Origin of the sequence: Xenophilus azovorans DSM 13620, from assembly GCF_000745855.1 — a bacterium.
Classification (GTDB): Bacteria; Pseudomonadota; Gammaproteobacteria; order Burkholderiales; family Burkholderiaceae_C; genus Xenophilus; species Xenophilus azovorans.
The window spans coordinates 1-15,663 of the sequence record NZ_JQKD01000042.1 but is presented as its reverse complement, the minus strand read 5'-3'; the positions used below and the strand labels follow the sequence as shown (position 1 = coordinate 15,663).

General features: G+C 70.5%; 15 protein-coding genes and 1 pseudogene. 10 read left to right on the top strand and 6 right to left on the bottom strand.

The annotated features are described in order from the left end of the window. Position 1: 1 nt before the first annotated feature. The 3 genes from boxB to Q392_RS20110 all read right to left on the bottom strand — a co-directional run bounded on the left by boxB (position 2) and on the right by Q392_RS20110 (position 4,197). Positions 2-1,429, bottom strand: coding sequence for a benzoyl-CoA 2,3-epoxidase subunit BoxB (gene boxB, locus Q392_RS20120; RefSeq protein WP_038211566.1), 1,428 nt, complete (start codon positions 1,427-1,429; stop codon positions 2-4). A 22-nt stretch (positions 1,430-1,451) separates the two neighbouring features. Further along, entirely contained in the window at positions 1,452-3,116 is a 1,665-nt protein-coding gene (boxC, locus tag Q392_RS20115; RefSeq protein WP_038211565.1) for a 2,3-epoxybenzoyl-CoA dihydrolase, read from the bottom strand. A gap of 145 nt (positions 3,117-3,261) precedes the next feature. Beyond that, positions 3,262-4,197: a helix-turn-helix transcriptional regulator gene (locus Q392_RS20110; RefSeq protein ID WP_038211563.1), complete on the bottom strand. Its 936-nt coding sequence runs from the start codon at positions 4,195-4,197 to the stop codon at positions 3,262-3,264. Between the two features lie 159 nt (positions 4,198-4,356). On the opposite strand from Q392_RS20110, the gene Q392_RS20105 reads away from it, so the two are divergent. The 9 genes from Q392_RS20105 to Q392_RS20065 all read left to right on the top strand — a co-directional run bounded on the left by Q392_RS20105 (position 4,357) and on the right by Q392_RS20065 (position 13,506). Continuing rightward, positions 4,357-4,827 carry a 4-hydroxylaminobenzoate lyase gene (locus Q392_RS20105; protein WP_038211562.1) on the top strand — a complete coding sequence of 157 codons (471 nt, stop codon included), beginning with the start codon at positions 4,357-4,359 and terminating at the stop codon, positions 4,825-4,827. Positions 4,828-4,830: 3 nt separating this feature from the next. After that, complete coding sequence (locus tag Q392_RS20100; RefSeq protein ID WP_038211561.1) at positions 4,831-6,381, top strand: 3,4-dehydroadipyl-CoA semialdehyde dehydrogenase; 1,551 nt, start codon at positions 4,831-4,833, stop codon at positions 6,379-6,381. A 44-nt stretch (positions 6,382-6,425) separates the two neighbouring features. Beyond that, positions 6,426-7,979, top strand: a complete 1,554-nt coding sequence (locus Q392_RS20095; protein WP_038211560.1) for a benzoate-CoA ligase family protein — start codon at positions 6,426-6,428, stop codon at positions 7,977-7,979. Then, on the top strand, positions 7,976-8,791 hold the full coding sequence (locus tag Q392_RS20090; protein WP_038211559.1) for an alpha/beta fold hydrolase: 816 nt from the start codon (positions 7,976-7,978) through the stop codon (positions 8,789-8,791). Before Q392_RS20095 ends, Q392_RS20090 begins: the two co-directional genes overlap by 4 nt. 81 nt (positions 8,792-8,872) lie before the next feature. Further along, positions 8,873-10,042, top strand: coding sequence for an ABC transporter substrate-binding protein (locus tag Q392_RS20085; protein ID WP_038211557.1), 1,170 nt, complete (start codon positions 8,873-8,875; stop codon positions 10,040-10,042). A gap of 60 nt (positions 10,043-10,102) precedes the next feature. Then, positions 10,103-10,975 carry a branched-chain amino acid ABC transporter permease gene (locus Q392_RS20080; RefSeq protein ID WP_038211555.1) on the top strand — a complete coding sequence of 291 codons (873 nt, stop codon included), beginning with the start codon at positions 10,103-10,105 and terminating at the stop codon, positions 10,973-10,975. Between the two features lie 79 nt (positions 10,976-11,054). Continuing rightward, complete coding sequence (locus Q392_RS20075; protein WP_051953791.1) at positions 11,055-12,047, top strand: branched-chain amino acid ABC transporter permease; 993 nt, start codon at positions 11,055-11,057, stop codon at positions 12,045-12,047. Next, positions 12,044-12,808 carry an ABC transporter ATP-binding protein gene (locus tag Q392_RS20070; RefSeq protein ID WP_038211552.1) on the top strand — a complete coding sequence of 255 codons (765 nt, stop codon included), beginning with the start codon at positions 12,044-12,046 and terminating at the stop codon, positions 12,806-12,808. Before Q392_RS20075 ends, Q392_RS20070 begins: the two co-directional genes overlap by 4 nt. After that, the gene (locus Q392_RS20065; RefSeq protein WP_038211551.1) at positions 12,805-13,506 is read left to right on the top strand and encodes an ABC transporter ATP-binding protein; all 702 of its coding nucleotides are present in this window, start codon (positions 12,805-12,807) and stop codon (positions 13,504-13,506) included. Before Q392_RS20070 ends, Q392_RS20065 begins: the two co-directional genes overlap by 4 nt. Positions 13,507-13,511: 5 nt before the next feature. On the opposite strand, the gene Q392_RS20060 is transcribed toward Q392_RS20065, so the two are convergent. Continuing rightward, the gene (locus tag Q392_RS20060) at positions 13,512-14,216 is read right to left on the bottom strand and encodes a Crp/Fnr family transcriptional regulator (RefSeq protein ID WP_038211549.1); all 705 of its coding nucleotides are present in this window, start codon (positions 14,214-14,216) and stop codon (positions 13,512-13,514) included. Between the two features lie 140 nt (positions 14,217-14,356). Between Q392_RS20060 and Q392_RS20055 the strand changes: the two genes are divergently transcribed. Next, positions 14,357-14,821 (top strand): MarR family winged helix-turn-helix transcriptional regulator, encoded by a 465-nt coding sequence (locus Q392_RS20055; RefSeq protein WP_038211548.1) that lies wholly within the window; start codon positions 14,357-14,359, stop codon positions 14,819-14,821. Positions 14,822-14,879: 58 nt separating this feature from the next. Here Q392_RS20055 and Q392_RS20050 read toward each other — a convergent pair. Then, positions 14,880-15,329 (bottom strand): annotated as a pseudogene (locus Q392_RS20050) (Bug family tripartite tricarboxylate transporter substrate binding protein); the annotation flags it as partial. A gap of 63 nt (positions 15,330-15,392) precedes the next feature. Next, on the bottom strand, positions 15,393-15,663 hold a 271-nt coding region (locus tag Q392_RS20045), incomplete at its 5' end, for a transposase domain-containing protein (protein ID WP_038211546.1).

Here is a 15,663-nt window from a genome sequence, read left to right as displayed (position 1 = left end):
CTTAGCCGAAACGGACATATTCGAAGTCCACCGGCTGGCGGTTGATGCCCATGACGGGCGGCGCGATCCAGTTGGCGAACTTGCCGGGCTCGACCACGCGGCCCATCAGCGAGGCGACGAAGGCGCGGTCCTCGTCGGTGGGGAGCCACTCCTTCTTCTTCGCGTCCCACTCGGCCTGGCTGACCACGCGGCCGTCGGGCGACATCCTGATGCCGGCCAGCGCGCCGATGGCGCGGTTGAATGCCTTGTGCGGCACCTGCAGGCGGAAGGGGATGCCGGCCTTCTCGATCACCTTGTTCCAGCGGCCGACGCCGGCCACCGAGTCCTTGATGAAGTCGTCGCGCAGCACCTCGTTCAGCGCGTTGAGCATCGGCACTTCCTTCTCGACGAGCTGCCCGTTCTGCACTTCGAGCACCTTGTAGGTCTGGCCCTTGAGCACGTGGTCGTCGGTGCGCTTGCCTTCCTCGTAGCGGCCCTTCAGGCCCGAGCTGTAGAAGATGGCGGCGTTGCTCGACTGGTCGGCGCCGAAGAGGTCGATGGTCACCGAGTAGTGGAAGTTCAGGTAGCGCTGGATGGTCTCCAGGTCGATCGCGCCGGCCTCGCGCACCTTCTTCGGGTCGTCGGTCTTCAACTCGTTCATCACCTGGCAGGTGCGCTGCACCACGCGGCTGACGCCGGACTCGCCCACGAACATGTGATGCGCCTCCTCGGTCAGCATGAATTTCGTCGTGCGCGCCAGCGGGTCGAAGGCACTCTCGGCCAGCGCGGAAAGCTGGAACTTGCCGTCGCGGTCGGTGAAGTAGGTGAACATGAAGAAGCTCAGCCAGTCGGGCGTCTTCTCGTTGAAGGCGCCCAGGATGCGCGGGTTGTTCTCGTCACCGCTCTGGCGCTCCAGCAGGGCTTCGGCCTCCTCGCGGCCGTCGCGGCCGAAGTGCTTGTGCAGCAGGTAGACCATCGCCCACAGGTGGCGGCCTTCCTCCACGTTGACCTGGAACAGGTTGCGCAGGTCGTACTGGCTGGGCGCCGTCAGGCCCAGGTGGCGCTGCTGCTCGACCGAGGCGGGCTCGGTGTCGCCCTGCGTGACGATAATGCGGCGCAGGTTGGCACGGTGCTCGCCGGGCACGTCCTGCCAGGCCTTCTCGCCCATGTGGTCGCCGAAGTGGATCTTGCGCTCCGCGTCGCCGGGGTTCAGGAAGATGCCCCAGCGGTAGTCGCGCATCTTCACGTGGCCGAACTGGGCCCAGCCGTTCGGGTCCACGCTCACCGCGGTGCGCAGGTAGACGTCGTAGTTGGTGGAGCCCTCGGGGCCGACGTCGTCCCACCAGTTGATGAAGTTCGGCTGCCAGCCCTCGAGCGCGCGCTGCAGCGTGCGGTCTTCCGAGAGGTTGACGTTGTTGGGGATCTTCTCGCTGTAGTTGATGCTGCTCATGGGGAATCTCCTCTCGGTTCGGTCAAACGCGGTTCATGTCGAAGCCGGCCTTCTCGCCGGTGCCGTAGACCTTCAGCGCACCCTTCTCGCCGACGGCGTTGGGGCGCTGGAAGATCCAGTTCTGCCACGCGGTGAGGCGGCCGAACACGCGGGTGAGCATGTTCTCCTTGCTGGCGAAGCGCAGGTTGGCCTCCATGCCGGTGAGGGCGTCGGGCGACATGGCGGCGCGCTCCTCGATGGCGATGCGCAGCTCGTCGGCCCAGTCGATGTCGTCGGGCGCGGCCGTCACCAGGCCCAGCTTCACGGCCTCGTCGGCGTCGATCTCGCGGCCGGCGGCGGCGCGCGCGGCCTCCAGCGGCGCGGCTTCCTCGTAAAAGCGGCGCTGCAGGCGGCTCTGGTCGTTGACCAGCGGCAGCAGGCCGAAGTTGAACTCGTCCAGCACGATGCGCGGCGCCTTCTCGGGCGCGTCGGGCAGGGCCAGCATGTAGGCGCGGTCGGCGGCGAAGGCCAGCTCGGCGAACATGCCGGCGAAGCAGGAGCCCTCGTCGATCAGCGCGAACAGGCTGCGCGAGGAGACGTCCAGCCGCGCGAAGGTGCGGCGCAGCAGGCCGAGGGTCTCGCGCACCAGCCAGTGGTCCTGGTTCGCCAGCATCAGCGCATCGGCGGCCAGCACCGCCTGCGCGTCGCCTTCCGTGCGCAGCAGCCAGGTGCCGATGTCCAGCTCGTTGGTGCGCAGGTGCAGGATGGCGTCGTCCAGCTCGCGGCCCAGGGCCAGCGGCCACCAGGCGGCACCGGCGGCCTCGATGCCGGCCGCGTCCGCGGGCTGTGCGCCGGCGGGCGCTTTCAAGGTCAGGGTGACGGTGCGCTTGGCGCGGTCGATCTCGATGCGAACGTTGGCGTACTCGATGGTGTCGCCGTTCTCCTGGCGCTCCACGCGCGTCAGCGCCACGCCCTTGGCGTCGGCGGGCCGGTCGCTGGCCTGGGCCAGCTCGGCGGCGCGCTCCTGCACGGCGGCGGCGAACTGCGCGGGCTTGATGGCCTGGTCCACCAGGCGCCACTCGACGGCGCGCTGGCCGCGCACGCCCTCGACGCTGGTGCAGAAGATGTCGGCCAGGTCGTGGCGCACGTGGCGCTTGTCGGTCACGCGGGTCAGGCCGCCGGTGCCGGGCAGCACGCCCAGCAGCGGCACCTCGGGCAGGCTGACGGAGGAGGAGCGGTCGTCCACCAGCAGGATCTCGTCGCAGGCCAGGGCCAGCTCGTAGCCGCCGCCGGCGCAGGCGCCGTTGACGGCGGCGATGAACTTCAGGCCGGAGTGTTTCGACGAGTCCTCGATGCCGTTGCGCGTCTCGTTGGTGAACTTGCAGAAGTTCACCTTCCAGGCGTGGCTGGAGACGCCCAGCATGAAGATGTTGGCGCCCGAGCAGAAGATGCGGTCCTTGTCGCTGGTGACGATGACCGTGCGCACTTCGGGGTGCTCGAAGCGGATGCGGTTGAGCGCGTCGTGCAGCTCGATGTCCACGCCCAGGTCGTAGCTGTTGAGCTTGAGCTTGTAGCCGGGACGCAGGCCGCCGTCCTCGGCGATGTCCAGCGCCAGCCGGGCCACCGGGCCCTCGGTGCTGAGCTTCCAGTGCTTGTACTGGGTGGGGTCGGTGCGGTAGTCGACGCGGGGGGCGGCGGTCTGGGTCATGGAAAGTCTCCTGCGTGGCGGCGGTGGGGGTCAGGCCGGATGCGACATGCATTTTTGTGCATCCATGACATGCATCATCGTGCATGTCATCGGGCACGTCAACCCCTTCCGCGTTTTTTTGTCTCTCAAAGAAGGGCGGGCCGGCCTATCCGGCCTCGGCCATCGCCTGGCGCACCGCCGTGCGCAGCGCCTCGAAGGCCTGCTGCAGCGTCCGGCCGCTGGTGTCGACCTGCAGGTCGGCCTTGGAATAGAAGGCGGCCCGCCCGTCCAGGATGCGCTTGAGGTCGTCCATGGCCTCGCGGCTGGCGGCCATGGGGCGCACGTCGCCCTGGGCGGCCACGCGGCCCATGTGCTCCTCGGGCCGCGCCCGCAGCCACACGGTGGTGCAGTGCGCCAGCAGTTCGTTGAAGGTGGCCGGGTCGGAGACGATGCCGCCGGGGGTGGCGATCACCACCTCGCTGTAGATCTGCACCGTCTCTTCCAGCGCCCGGCGCTCGTAGCGGCGGTAGGCGTTGGTGCCGTACAGGTCGTGGATCTCGCGCACGCTGCAGCCGGCGAGCTTCTCGACCTCGCGGCCGAGTTCGATGAAGGGCAGCTCCAGGTCGTCGGCCAGCATCTGGCCCAGGGTGGACTTGCCGGCGCCGCGCAGGCCGACCAGCGCGATGCGGCGCGAGCGGGCCGGGTCCACCGCGGCGGTGCCCAGCAGCTCGCCGATGGCCATGCGCACGCGGCGCAGGTCGGGCTCGGAGCGGTTTTCCAGCAGTTCGCGGATCAGCAGCCACTCGGGCGAGCTGGTGGTCACGTCGCCCAGCAGCTCGGCCATGGAGCACTGCAGCGCGCCGGCCACCTGCTGCAGCACCAGGATCGACACGTTGCCGGTGCCGTATTCCAGGTTGGCGAGGTGCCGCTCGGAGACGTCCGCCGCCAGCGCCACCGCCTTGCGGGTGAGGCCACGGCGCGCGCGCAGGCTGCGCACCCGCTCGCCCACGGCGGTGAGCAGCGGGTCGCGCGATTCGGCGGGCTCGGCGGCGGCGTGCTCCTGCGCCGGCCGAACGGCAAGGGCGGATTCCTGGTCCGTCATGAAGTCATTTCCTCGGGGTCGTCCGGCCTAGGGTTAACACCAAACATGCACTATATTGCTTGACAGGGGGTCCGGCGACTTTTATGGTTCGCGTGCAAGCAAGATACTGCACATCGCCGGAAGCCACAAGCCGGCGTGTCAACCCCGCGAGACACCACGATGGCCAAGGAAGATTTTCATGCGCTGGTCGCCACCCTGACCGCCCAGTTGGCCGGCCGGCCGCTGGACGGCGAGCTGGACGCCTGGCTCAACCGCGAGCACGGCCCCGGCAGCACCACCTACGCCTGCCTGAAGGCCGCCTGCGAGCAGGGCGTGGCCGAAGGCTGGCTGTGCGAGCGCGAGGGCGGCGGCATCCGCTACGGGCGGGTGTTCAAGGCCGAGGACGCGCTGCACCGCTTTTCCGTCGACGTGGTCGACATGAACGACATCGCCGGCCCGCACCACACCCATCCCGGCGGCGAGATCGACCTGATCCTGCCGCAGGGCGGCGAGGCCACCTTCGACGGCCGGCCGGCCGGCTGGTGCGTCTACCCGCCCGGCAGCGCGCACCGGCCCACCGTGCGCCAGGGCCGCGCGCTCGTCCTCTATCTCCTGCCCGAAGGGCAGATCGAATTCACCAAGGGTGCCTGAACCATGACCGAGCTTCTTTCCAACTACGTCGGCGGCCGCTGGCAGCCGGGCACCGGCGCCGGCACGCCGCTGTTCGACCCGGTGCTGGGCACCGAACTGGTCCGCGTCGACGCGACGGGCCTGGACCTGGCCGGCGCCTTCGCCTTCGCCCGCGACACCGGTGGCGCCGCGCTGCGCGCGCTCACCTACCGCGAGCGCGCCGGGCTGCTGGCCGCCGTGGTGAAGGTGCTGCAGGCGAACCGCGACGCCTACTACGAGATCGCCACTGCCAACGCGGGCACGGTGAAGAACGACTCGGCGGTGGACATCGACGGCGCGATCTTCACGATCGGCCAGTACGCGAAGTGGGGCGACGCGCTGGGCGACGCCCGCGCGCTGCGCGACGGCGAGCCGGCGAAGCTGGGCAAGGAGCCGGTGTTCCTCTCGCAGCACGTGCAGGTGCCCACGCGCGGCGTGGCCCTGTTCATCAACGCCTTCAACTTCCCCTCGTGGGGGCTGTGGGAGAAGGCGGCGCCTGCCCTGCTCTCGGGCGTGCCGGTGATCGTCAAGCCGGCCACGGCCACCGCCTGGCTGACGCAGCGCATGGTCAGGGACGTGGTCGAGGCCGGCGTGCTGCCGGCCGGCGCGCTATCGGTCGTGTGCGGCAGCTCGGCCGGGCTGCTCGACCAGCTCAAGCCCTTCGACGTGCTCTCCTTCACCGGCTCGGCCGAGACGGCGGCGACGATCCGCGGCCACGACGCGGTGGCGCGCCACTCGGTGCGCACCAACATCGAGGCCGACAGCCTCAACAGCGCCGTGCTGGCGCCCGGCGCCGCGCCCGGCTCGCCGGCCTTCGACCTGCTGGTCAAGGAGGTGGTGCGCGAGATGACGGTCAAGTCGGGCCAGAAGTGCACCGCCATCCGCCGCATCCTGGTGCCCGAGGCGGCCTACGACGCGGCGGCCGAGGCGATCGGCGCGCGCCTGGCGAAGACCACCGTGGGCAACCCGCGCAACGAAGCCGTGCGCATGGGCGCGCTGGTCAGCCGCGCGCAGCTGGCATCGGTGCGCGAAGGGCTGCAGGCGCTGGAAGGCGCCGCGCAGGTGCTGCACGACGGCCGCGCCGCCCCGCTGATCGACGCCGACCCGCAGGTGGCCGCCTGCATCGGCCCAGTGCTGCTGGGCACGCGCACGCCCGACGCGGCGCAGGCGGTGCACGACATCGAGGTCTTCGGCCCGGTCGCCACGCTGATGCCCTACCGCGACCTGGCGCACGCCGAGGCGCTGGCCGAGCGCGGCCAGGGCTCGCTGGTCGCCTCGCTGTACGGCGAGGACGCGGGCGAGCTGGCCCGCCTCGCCACGGCGCTGGCGGCCAGCCACGGCCGCGTGCACGTCATCACCCCCGAGGTGGCCCAGGCCCAGACCGGGCACGGCAACGTGATGCCGATGTCGCTGCACGGCGGCCCGGGCCGCGCCGGCGGCGGCGCCGAGCTGGGCGGCCTGCGCGCGCTGGACTTCTACCACCGGCGCGCGGCCGTGCAGGCGGGCCCCGCCGTGCTGGAAGCACTGCAGCCCTGAGCGGCGCGCCCCGCGATCGAACGAGACGAACTGGAGACTTCCTGATGACCCCCCCGAGCCGCCTGAACTTCGCCGAGCACCTGTTCGCCCTGAACCGCGGGCGTGCCGGGCGCATCGCCTACGTGGACGACCGCGGCACGCTCAGCTATGCGCAGCTGGAGGAGCGCTCGCGCCGCCTGGCCGCCGCGCTGGCCGCGGCCGGCATCCGGCGCGAGGAGCGCGTGCTGCTGCTGATGCTGGACACCAACGACTGGCCGGTCGCCTTCCTCGGCTGCCTGTACGCCGGCGTGGTGCCGGTGGCCGTCAACACCCTGCTCACCGCCGACGACTACGCCTACATGCTGGAGCACAGCCGGGCACAGGCGGCGCTGGTGTCGGGCGCGCTGCTGCCCACGCTGCAGGCGGCGATGGAGAAGGGCCCGCACGAGCTGCGGGCGGCCTTCGTCGCCGACCCCGCGGGCGATCTGCCCGACGGCATGCAGGACTTCGCGCAGGCGCTGGGCGCCGCCGCGCCGCAGGCCGCGCCCGCGCCCACGGCGGCGGACGATCCGGGCTTCTGGCTGTACTCCTCCGGCTCCACCGGCAAACCCAAGGGCACGGTGCACACGCACGGCAACCTGTGGTGGACGGCCGAGCTGTTCGGCAAGGCGGTGCTGGGCATCACCGAGGACGACGTGTGCTTCTCCGCCGCCAAGCTGTACTTCGCCTACGGGCTGGGCAACGCGCTGACCTTCCCGCTCTCGGTGGGCGCCAAGGTGGTGCTGATGGCCGAGCGGCCCACGCCCGACGCCGTCTTCAAGCGCTGGACGAACACCGAGCATGCGCCGACCGTGTTCTTCGGCGCGCCCACCGGCTATGCGGGCATGCTGGCCTCGCCCGCCCTGCCGCCGCGCGAAGCGGTGCGCCTGCGCATGGGCTCCTCGGCCGGCGAGGCGCTGCCGGCGGAGATCGCGCAGCGCTTCAAGGCGCACTACGGCTGCGACATCATCGACGGCATCGGCTCCACCGAGATGCTGCACGTCTTCCTCTCCAACCGGCCGGGCGACGTGCGCTACGGCACCACCGGCAAGCCGGTCGCCGGCTACGGGATCGAGCTGCGCGGCGAGGACGGCCGCCCGGTGGCCGACGGCGAGGTGGGCGACCTGTACATCCAGGGGCCGAGCAGCGCGCTGATGTACTGGGGCAACCGCGAGAAGACGCGCGAGACCTTCCAGGGCGCATGGACCAAGAGCGGCGACAAGTACGTGCGCGACGCCGACGGCTACTACACCTACGCCGGCCGCAGCGACGACATGCTCAAGGTCAGCGGCATCTACGTCTCACCCTTCGAGGTGGAGGCCACGCTGATGCAGCACCCCGCCGTGCTGGAGGCGGCCGTGATCGGCACGCCCGACGCCGAGGGGCTGACCAAGACCAAGGCCTTCGTCGTGCTCAAGGCCGGCCGGCAGGCCACCGACGCCGAGCTGAAGGCCTTCGTCAAGGAGCGCCTGGCGCCCTACAAGTACCCGCGCATCATCGAGTTCCTCGACGAGCTGCCCAAGACCGCCACCGGCAAGATCCAGCGCTTCCGCCTGCGCGAGAAGGAAGCGGCGCAGTGAGCGAGGCGGGGACGACGCAGTTCGCGCAGATCGACTGGCGCGGCCGGCCGGTGCGCATCGAGCACCGCTGGATCGGCCCGCGCGAGGCGGGCGAAGGCGGCGCGCCGCTGGTGGTCTTCCTGCACGAGGGCCTGGGCTCGGTGGCGATGTGGAAGGACTTCCCCGACCGCTTGTGCGCCGAGGCCGGCGTGCGCGGCCTGGTGTTCTCGCGCCCCGGCTACGGCCGCTCGACGCCCCGCGCGGCGGACGAAGCGTGGGACGTGGACTTCATGCACCGCCAGGCGCACGAGGTGCTGCCCGCCTTCTTCGACGCGATCGGCCTGGCCGAGCCGCCCTGGCTCCTCGGCCACAGCGACGGCGGCTCGATCGGCCTGCTGTACGCGGCCCGCTTCCCGCAGCGCGTGCAGGGCCTGGTGCTGCTGGCGCCGCACATCTTCGTGGAAGAGGTGACGGTGAAGAACATCGAGATCGCGCGCCAGGCCTACCTGGAGACCGGCCTGCGCGAGCGCCTGGCCCGCTACCACGACGACGTGGACTCGGCCTTCTGGGGCTGGAACCGCATCTGGCTGCACCCGCCCTTCGCCAGCTGGAACATCGAAGGCGAGCTGGAGGGCGTCCGCTGCCCGGTGCTCGCCATCCAGGGGCTGGACGACGAATACGGCACGCTGGCCCAGGTGCACGGCATCGCCGCGCGCGTGCCCGGCGCCCGGGTCCTGGAACTGCCGCAGTGCGGGCATTCCCCGCATCGCGACCAGCCCGGGGCGGTAATCTCGGCCGCCGCCGGGTTCATGGCGCAGCCCGCGGGCGCCTGAGGCGCCCGCCCCGGGCAAATACTTATTTGAGCCGTGAATAGTTTAGTGCTAAAGTAATTTCAACCACTCGAGGAGACAGGCATGAGCATCCGCATCGCACGCACCACCCTGACCGCCCTGGCGCTGGCCAGCCTTGCCGCCACCGCCGCCGCTCAGGGCGGCGACAAGATCAAGGTGGGGCTGATGCTGCCCTTCAGCGGCACCTACGCCGCGCTGGGCGTGGCCATCGAGAACGGCTTCAAGCTGTACGTCCAGGAGCAGGGCGGCAAGCTCGGCGGCCGCGAGATCGAATACGTGAAGGTCGACGACGAGTCCGACCCGGCCAAGGCGACCGACAACGTCAACAAGCTGATCAAGCGCGACAACGTGGACGTGATCGTCGGCACCGTGCACTCGGGCGTGGCGATGGCGATGGCCAAGGCCGCCAAGGAAAGCGGCACGCTGCTCATCATCCCGAACGCCGGCGCCGACGCGGTGACGGGCCCGATGTGCGCGCCCAACATCTTCCGCAGCAGCTTCAGCAACTGGCAGCCGGCCTACGCCATGGGCGTGGTGGCCGCCAAGGAAGGCAAGAAGACCGCCATCACCCTGACCTGGAAGTACGCGGCCGGCGACGAGTCGGTCAACGGCTTCAAGGAAGGCTTCGAGAAGAACGGCGGTAAGGTGGTCAAGCAGCTCACGCTGCCCTTCCCCAACGTGGAGTTCCAGGCCCTGCTGACCGAGATCGCGGCAGCCAAGCCCGACGCGGTGTACTCCTTCATGGCCGGCGGCGGCGCGGTCAAGCTGGTCAAGGACTACGCGGCGGCGGGCCTGAACAAGAGCATCCCGCTGTACGGCCCCGGCTTCCTGACCGACGGCACGCTGGACGCGCAGGGCGACACGGCGCAGGGCATGCTGACCACCCTGCACTACGCCGACGGCCTGAACACGCCGAAGGACAACGCCTTCCGCGCCGCCTACGCCCAGGCCTTCAAGCTGCAGCCCGACGTGTATTCGGTGCAGGGCTACGACGCCGCGCAGATGCTCGGCGCCGGCCTGGCCGCCACCAAGGGCGACTTCGGCAAGAAGGCCGAGCTGTCCGCCGCCATCCAGAAGGCCAAGATCGACAGCCCGCGCGGCGCCTTCACCATGAGCCGCGCGCACAACCCGGTGCAGGACATGTACCTGCGCAAGGTGGAAGGCAAGGAGAACAAGGTGGTGGGCGTGGCCGTGAAGGCCCTGGCCGACCCGGCGCGCGGCTGCAGGATGTGACCGCCGGGGCCTGCACAGGCCCCTTTTTCCATCCCCCTTCTCCCACACAAGGGCCATCGCTTGGACTTCGGAACCTTTCTCGTCCAGTGCCTGAACTCGGTGCAGTACGGGCTGCTGCTGTTCCTGCTGGCCTCGGGGCTGACGCTGATCTTCGGGATCATGGGCGTCATCAACCTGGCGCACGGCAGCTTCTACATGATCGGGGCCTACATGGCCTTCTCGCTGTCGCCGCTGTTCGGCGACAGCTTCCTCCTGATGCTGCTGGCCGGCGTGGCGCTGGCCGCCGTGCTGGGCTACCTGCTGGAGTGGGCCTTCTTCAGCTACCTCTACCAGCGCGACCACCTGCAGCAGGTGCTGATGACCTACGGCCTGATCCTGGTGTTCGAGGAGCTGCGCTCCATCCTGGTGGGCAACGACGTGCACGGCGTGCCGGTGCCGGCCTGGCTGGACGGCAGCTTCGCGCTGGGCGGGGTGATGAGCTACCCGTGGTATCGCCTGTTCGCCTCGGCCGCCTGCATCGTGCTGGCGATCGCGATGTACGCGGTGGTCAACCGCACGCGGCTGGGCATGATGATCCGCGCCGGCGCCAGCAACCGCGACATGGTGCGCGGCCTGGGCATCGACATCCGGCGGCTGTACCGCATCGTCTTCGCCGGCGGCGTGGCGCTGGCGGCGCTGGCCGGCATGATCTCGGCGCCGATGTCCTCTGTGTATCCCAACATGGGCGCCAGCGTGCTCATCATCTGCTTCGTGGTGGTGGTGATCGGCGGCATCGGCTCGATCACCGGCGCGCTGGTGGCCTCGCTGCTGGTGGGCTTCGTCGACACCTTCGGCAAGGTCTTCTTCTCCGAGATCAGCGGCATCGGCATCTACCTGCTGATGGCCGTGGTGCTGATCTGGCGGCCCGAGGGGCTGATGGGGAGGAAGACATGAGCCCGCGCCCGGCCGTTCCGAAGGGGGCTCGCACCGCAGTGCGAAGCACGGAGGTTGTCCAATGAGCGCGGCGGCCCCGATGACTTCCTCTCCTCCCGCATCGGCCTCGCTGCCTGCCGACCGCCTCACGCGCGGCCTGCTGGTGCCGGCCCTGGCCGTGGCGGTGCTGGCCGTGGCCGCGCCCTTCCTGGGTGGCTACGCCTCGGACCTGGTGGTCAAGGTGATGATCCTGGCCATCTTCGCGCTCAGCCTGGAGCTGCTGGTCGGCATGACCGGCCTGGTGAGCCTGGGCCACGCGGCCTTCTACGGCATCGGCGCCTACGTCACGGTGCTCGCCTCCGGCGACGAGGGCGGCAACCTGCTGGTGCTGCTGGTGGCGTCGATGGGCCTGGCCGCGCTGTATGCGCTGGTGGTGGGCGCCTTGAGCCTGCGCACCAAGGGCGTGTACTTCATCATGGTCACGCTGGCCTTCGCGCAGATGGCCTTCTTCGTCTTCCACGACACGCCGGTGGGCGGCGGCAGCGACGGCATCTACCTTTACGTGCGGCCCGCCATCGGCCCGATCGACCTGGAGAACCGGCTGACGCTGTTCTACGTGGTGCTGGCCGCGCTGGCGGGCACCTACGGCCTGCTGGCGCTGATCCGCCGCTCACGCTTCGGCGCCGCGCTGGCCGGCATCCGCGTGAGCGAGCAGCGCATGCGCGCGGTGGGCTTCCCGACCTACTTCTACAAGCTGGCCGCCTTCGTCATCGCAGGCGCGCTGGCCGGGCTGGCGGGCTGCCTGGTCGCCGCGCGCGACGGCGTGGTCAACCCCGAGCTGCTGGCCTGGCACAACTCGGGCGAGGTGCTGCTGATGATCATCCTGGGCGGCCTGGGCCACCTGCGCGGCGCGGTGCTGGGGGCGGTGGCCTTCACGCTGCTCAAGGAGCTGCTGTCCACCCACGCGCTGGTGGGCCCGCTGGCCGACCACTGGCAGCTCAGCCTGGGCCTGGTGATCATCGCCTTCGTGGCCTGGCTGCCGCGCGGCCTGATCGGGCTGGTGCAGCGCATCTCGCCGGAGGGCTCGCGATGAGCGGCAACGCAGACGCACTGCTGAAAGTGGACGGCCTGACGCGCCGCTTCGGCGGCCTGGTGGCGGTCGGCAACGTCTCGCTCGACCTGCGCGTCGGCGAGGTGCATGCCGTCATCGGCACCAACGGCGCCGGCAAGTCGACGCTGATCAACATGCTCTCGGGCGAGATCGCCGCCAGCGAGGGCCGCATCGCGCTGGAGCGCAGCGACATCACCGCCCTGGCGCAGCCGCGCCGCGCCCTGGCCGGCGTGGGCCGCAGCTACCAGCGCAACACCATCTTCGCGGAGTTCACCGTGCTGGAGAACTGCCGCCTGGCGGCGCAGGCCGCCACGCCGCGGCCCTGGGCGTTCTGGGAGTCGGCGGCGCGTTGCGCGGCCAGCAACCAGGCCGCGCACGAGGCGATGGAGGCCGCCGGCCTGACGGCCGAGGCGCAGCGCATCGCCGGCACCATGAGCCACGGCGCCAAGCGCCAGCTCGAGGTGGCGATGTGCCTGGCCACGCGCCCGCGCGTGCTGCTGCTGGACGAGCCCCTGGCAGGCATGGGCGCCGAGGAGACCGAGCGCATGCTGGCCCTGCTGTCGCGCCTGAAGGCCAGCCACGCGATCCTGCTGGTGGAGCACGACATGGACGCGGTGTTCCGCATCGCCGACCGCATCACGGTGATGGTCAACGGCACCGTCATCGCCACCGGCGCGCCGGAATCGATCCGCACCAACCCCGAAGTGCGCACCGCGTACCTCGGCGACGAGGCCCCGGCATGATCGAGACGCGCGAGCTCAACACCTACTACGGCGACAGCCACATCCTGCGCGGCGTCGACGCGCAGCTGCCCGGCGCCACCGCCGTCGGCCTGCTCGGCCGCAACGGCATGGGCAAGACCACCTTCATCCGCACGCTGATGGGCTACGTGCGCCCCGCCTCGGGCCAGGTGCTGGCCGACGGGCGCAACGTGACGGGCTGGGCGCCCGAGCGCATGGCGCGGCTGGGCATCGGCTACGTGCCCGAGGGCCGCGGCATCTTCCCCAACCTGTCGGTGCGCGAGAACCTGGTGATGGCCGCGCGCGCCGGCGTCGACGGCCGGCGCGACTGGACCTTCGAGCGGGTGATGGCGACCTTCCCGCGCCTTTCGGAGCGGCTGTCGCACGGCGGTCAGCAGCTCTCGGGCGGCGAGCAGCAGATGCTGTCCATCGGCCGCGCGCTGATGACCAACCCGCGCCTGATGATCCTGGACGAGGCCACCGAGGGCCTGGCGCCGCTGGTGGTGGCCGAGATCTGGCGCGTGATCGCCGAGATCCGCGCCACCGGCATCGCCACGCTGATCGTCGACCGCGACTGGCGCAAGGTGCTGCACCACACCGACCGCGCGATGGTGATGGAGAAGGGCCTGATCACCCTGGCCGGCGGCTCGGCCGAACTGCTGGCGCAGCCCGAGGCCCTGGCGCAGCGGCTGGGCGTGTAGCACGTTCAGTCCGGCGCGCGCCGGCGCAGGCCTGCCAGGTCGGTGACGGTGATCCCGCCGTACTCGATCTCGATCAGCCCGTCGGCCGCCAGCCGCTTGAGCGCGGCATTGCAGCGCTGGCGCGAGACGCCCGACAGGTGCGCGATCTCCTCCTGCGAGACCTGCAGGTGCGGGTCGCTGCCCGGGTGCAGCCAGGGGTGGAACAGGCCCACCAGCGCGCGCGCGACGTTGCTGTCGGTGTCCAACAGATGGTGCGCCGCGAAGTTGCCCAGGAACCAGTGCATGCGCTCGTTGATCTGGCGCAGCAGGAACTCGCCGAAGCTGCGCTCGTGCACGCGCAGCCACTCGAACACCTCGGCCGGCATCAGCGCCACCCGGCTGTCGCGCAGCGCGATCACGTCGGCCGTGCGCGCCACGCCGCGCAGCAGCGTGCCCTCGCCGTACCAGCTTCCCACCGACAGCCCGCCCAGCGTGACCGAGCGGCCGTCGGCGCTGCTGACCGACCACTTCAGCAGGCCCTCGACGGTGCCGTACCAGTGCTGCGGCGCGTCGCCCATGCGGCACAGCGCGGCGCCGGCAGGCACCTGCGCCTCGCGCGTCTCTTCACGCACGCGCGCACGCGCCTCGGGGCCGAGTGCAGGGAACCAGGCCGAGCCTTCGAGCAGGCTGTCGGTGGTCGGGGCGTGGGCGGGCGTGGGGCTGCGGCGCATGGCGGGGAAAACAATAACAGGCCCGGCTCCGCAGGCGCGCCATGTATGATTTCGGATCATTTTTCGAGCACTGACACGTCCCGGGCCGACGGCCTGCGGAATGCCTCTTCGCCATGTTCCCAGCCAGCCCTCGTACCGACATGGATGAGGAGACGGCGGACGCAGAACCCGTCCTGCCCTTCGTCGATGACTACCTGCCCGCGCTCCTGGCCCAGGCCAGCAAGCTGATCTCGACCGAGTTCCACGCCGTGGTGCAGGCGGCCGGCTTCTCGGTGACCGAATGGCGGATCCTCGCCACGCTGACCGGCAAGCCGGGCCTGAGCATCGGCGGGCTGGCGCAGATCTCGGTGAGCAAGCAGCCGACGGTGACGCGCCTGCTCGACCGCATGGAAGCCAAGGGCTACGTGGAGCGCTTCGCGCACGACACCGACCGCCGGATCACCATGGTGCGCATCGCGCCCGCCGGCCAGGCCATCGTGGCGAGCCTGATCCAGCAGGCCAAGGAACACGAGCGGCGCGTACTGCAGCCCTTCGGGCTGAAGCGGGCGGAGGCGCTCAAGGTCACGCTGCGGCGCATCATCGAGCTGCACCGTCCGCCGGGCTGAGCTTCCGGCTTCGACAGGCTCAGCCCGAACGGTGCTTGTCGATTGAACGCGATCCGGCTCAGTCGGCCCGGATGCCCCGCGCCTTCACGATCGGCCCGAACAGCGCCACCTCCTCCTTCACCATCGCCGCCACCTCGGCCGGCGACAGCGCCATCGGCTCGGCGCCCACCTCGGCGAAGCGCGCGCGCACCGATGGCTGCACGAGCAGCTTGTTCAGCTCGCGGTTCATGCGCTCGACGTGGGCCGCGGGCATGGCGGCCGGCGCGTAGACGGCGAAGGGCGTGTCGACGTAGACCTTGCCGAAGCCGGCCTCCTCGACGGTGGGCGCCGCGGTGTAGTAGGCCGGCCGCCGGCGGCTGGCCACTGCGAGCAGCTTGAGCTTGCCGGCCTTCACGCTCGGGAACACGGTGCCGGGCACGAGGGCGTAGTCGATCTGGCCGGCCATCACGTCCTGGATCGCCGGCGCCGCGCCGCGGTAGGGGATGTGGGTGGCGAAGATGCCGGCCGTCTGCTTGAACGTATGCGTCCGGCGAAGTCACCTTGACCGCCAGTGCGTCGCCGGTGACAGCCCTCAAGCGGAAGGCGACCAGCGGTGCGGCAGCAGTTCGTCGATGCGGCTGGCCGGGTGGGCCGGCAGTCGTTCCAGCACGTCCTTGAGGTACGCATAGGGCTCGTGCCCGTTGATGCGCGCCGAGTGCAGCAGGCTCATGATCGCTGCTGCGCGCTTGCCCGCGCGCAGGCTGCCGGCGAACAACCAGTTCGACCTTCCGAGGGCGATGGGCCTGATGTGGTTCTCCACCCAGTTGTTCGAGATCGGCACGTCGCCGTCGTCGACGAAGTGC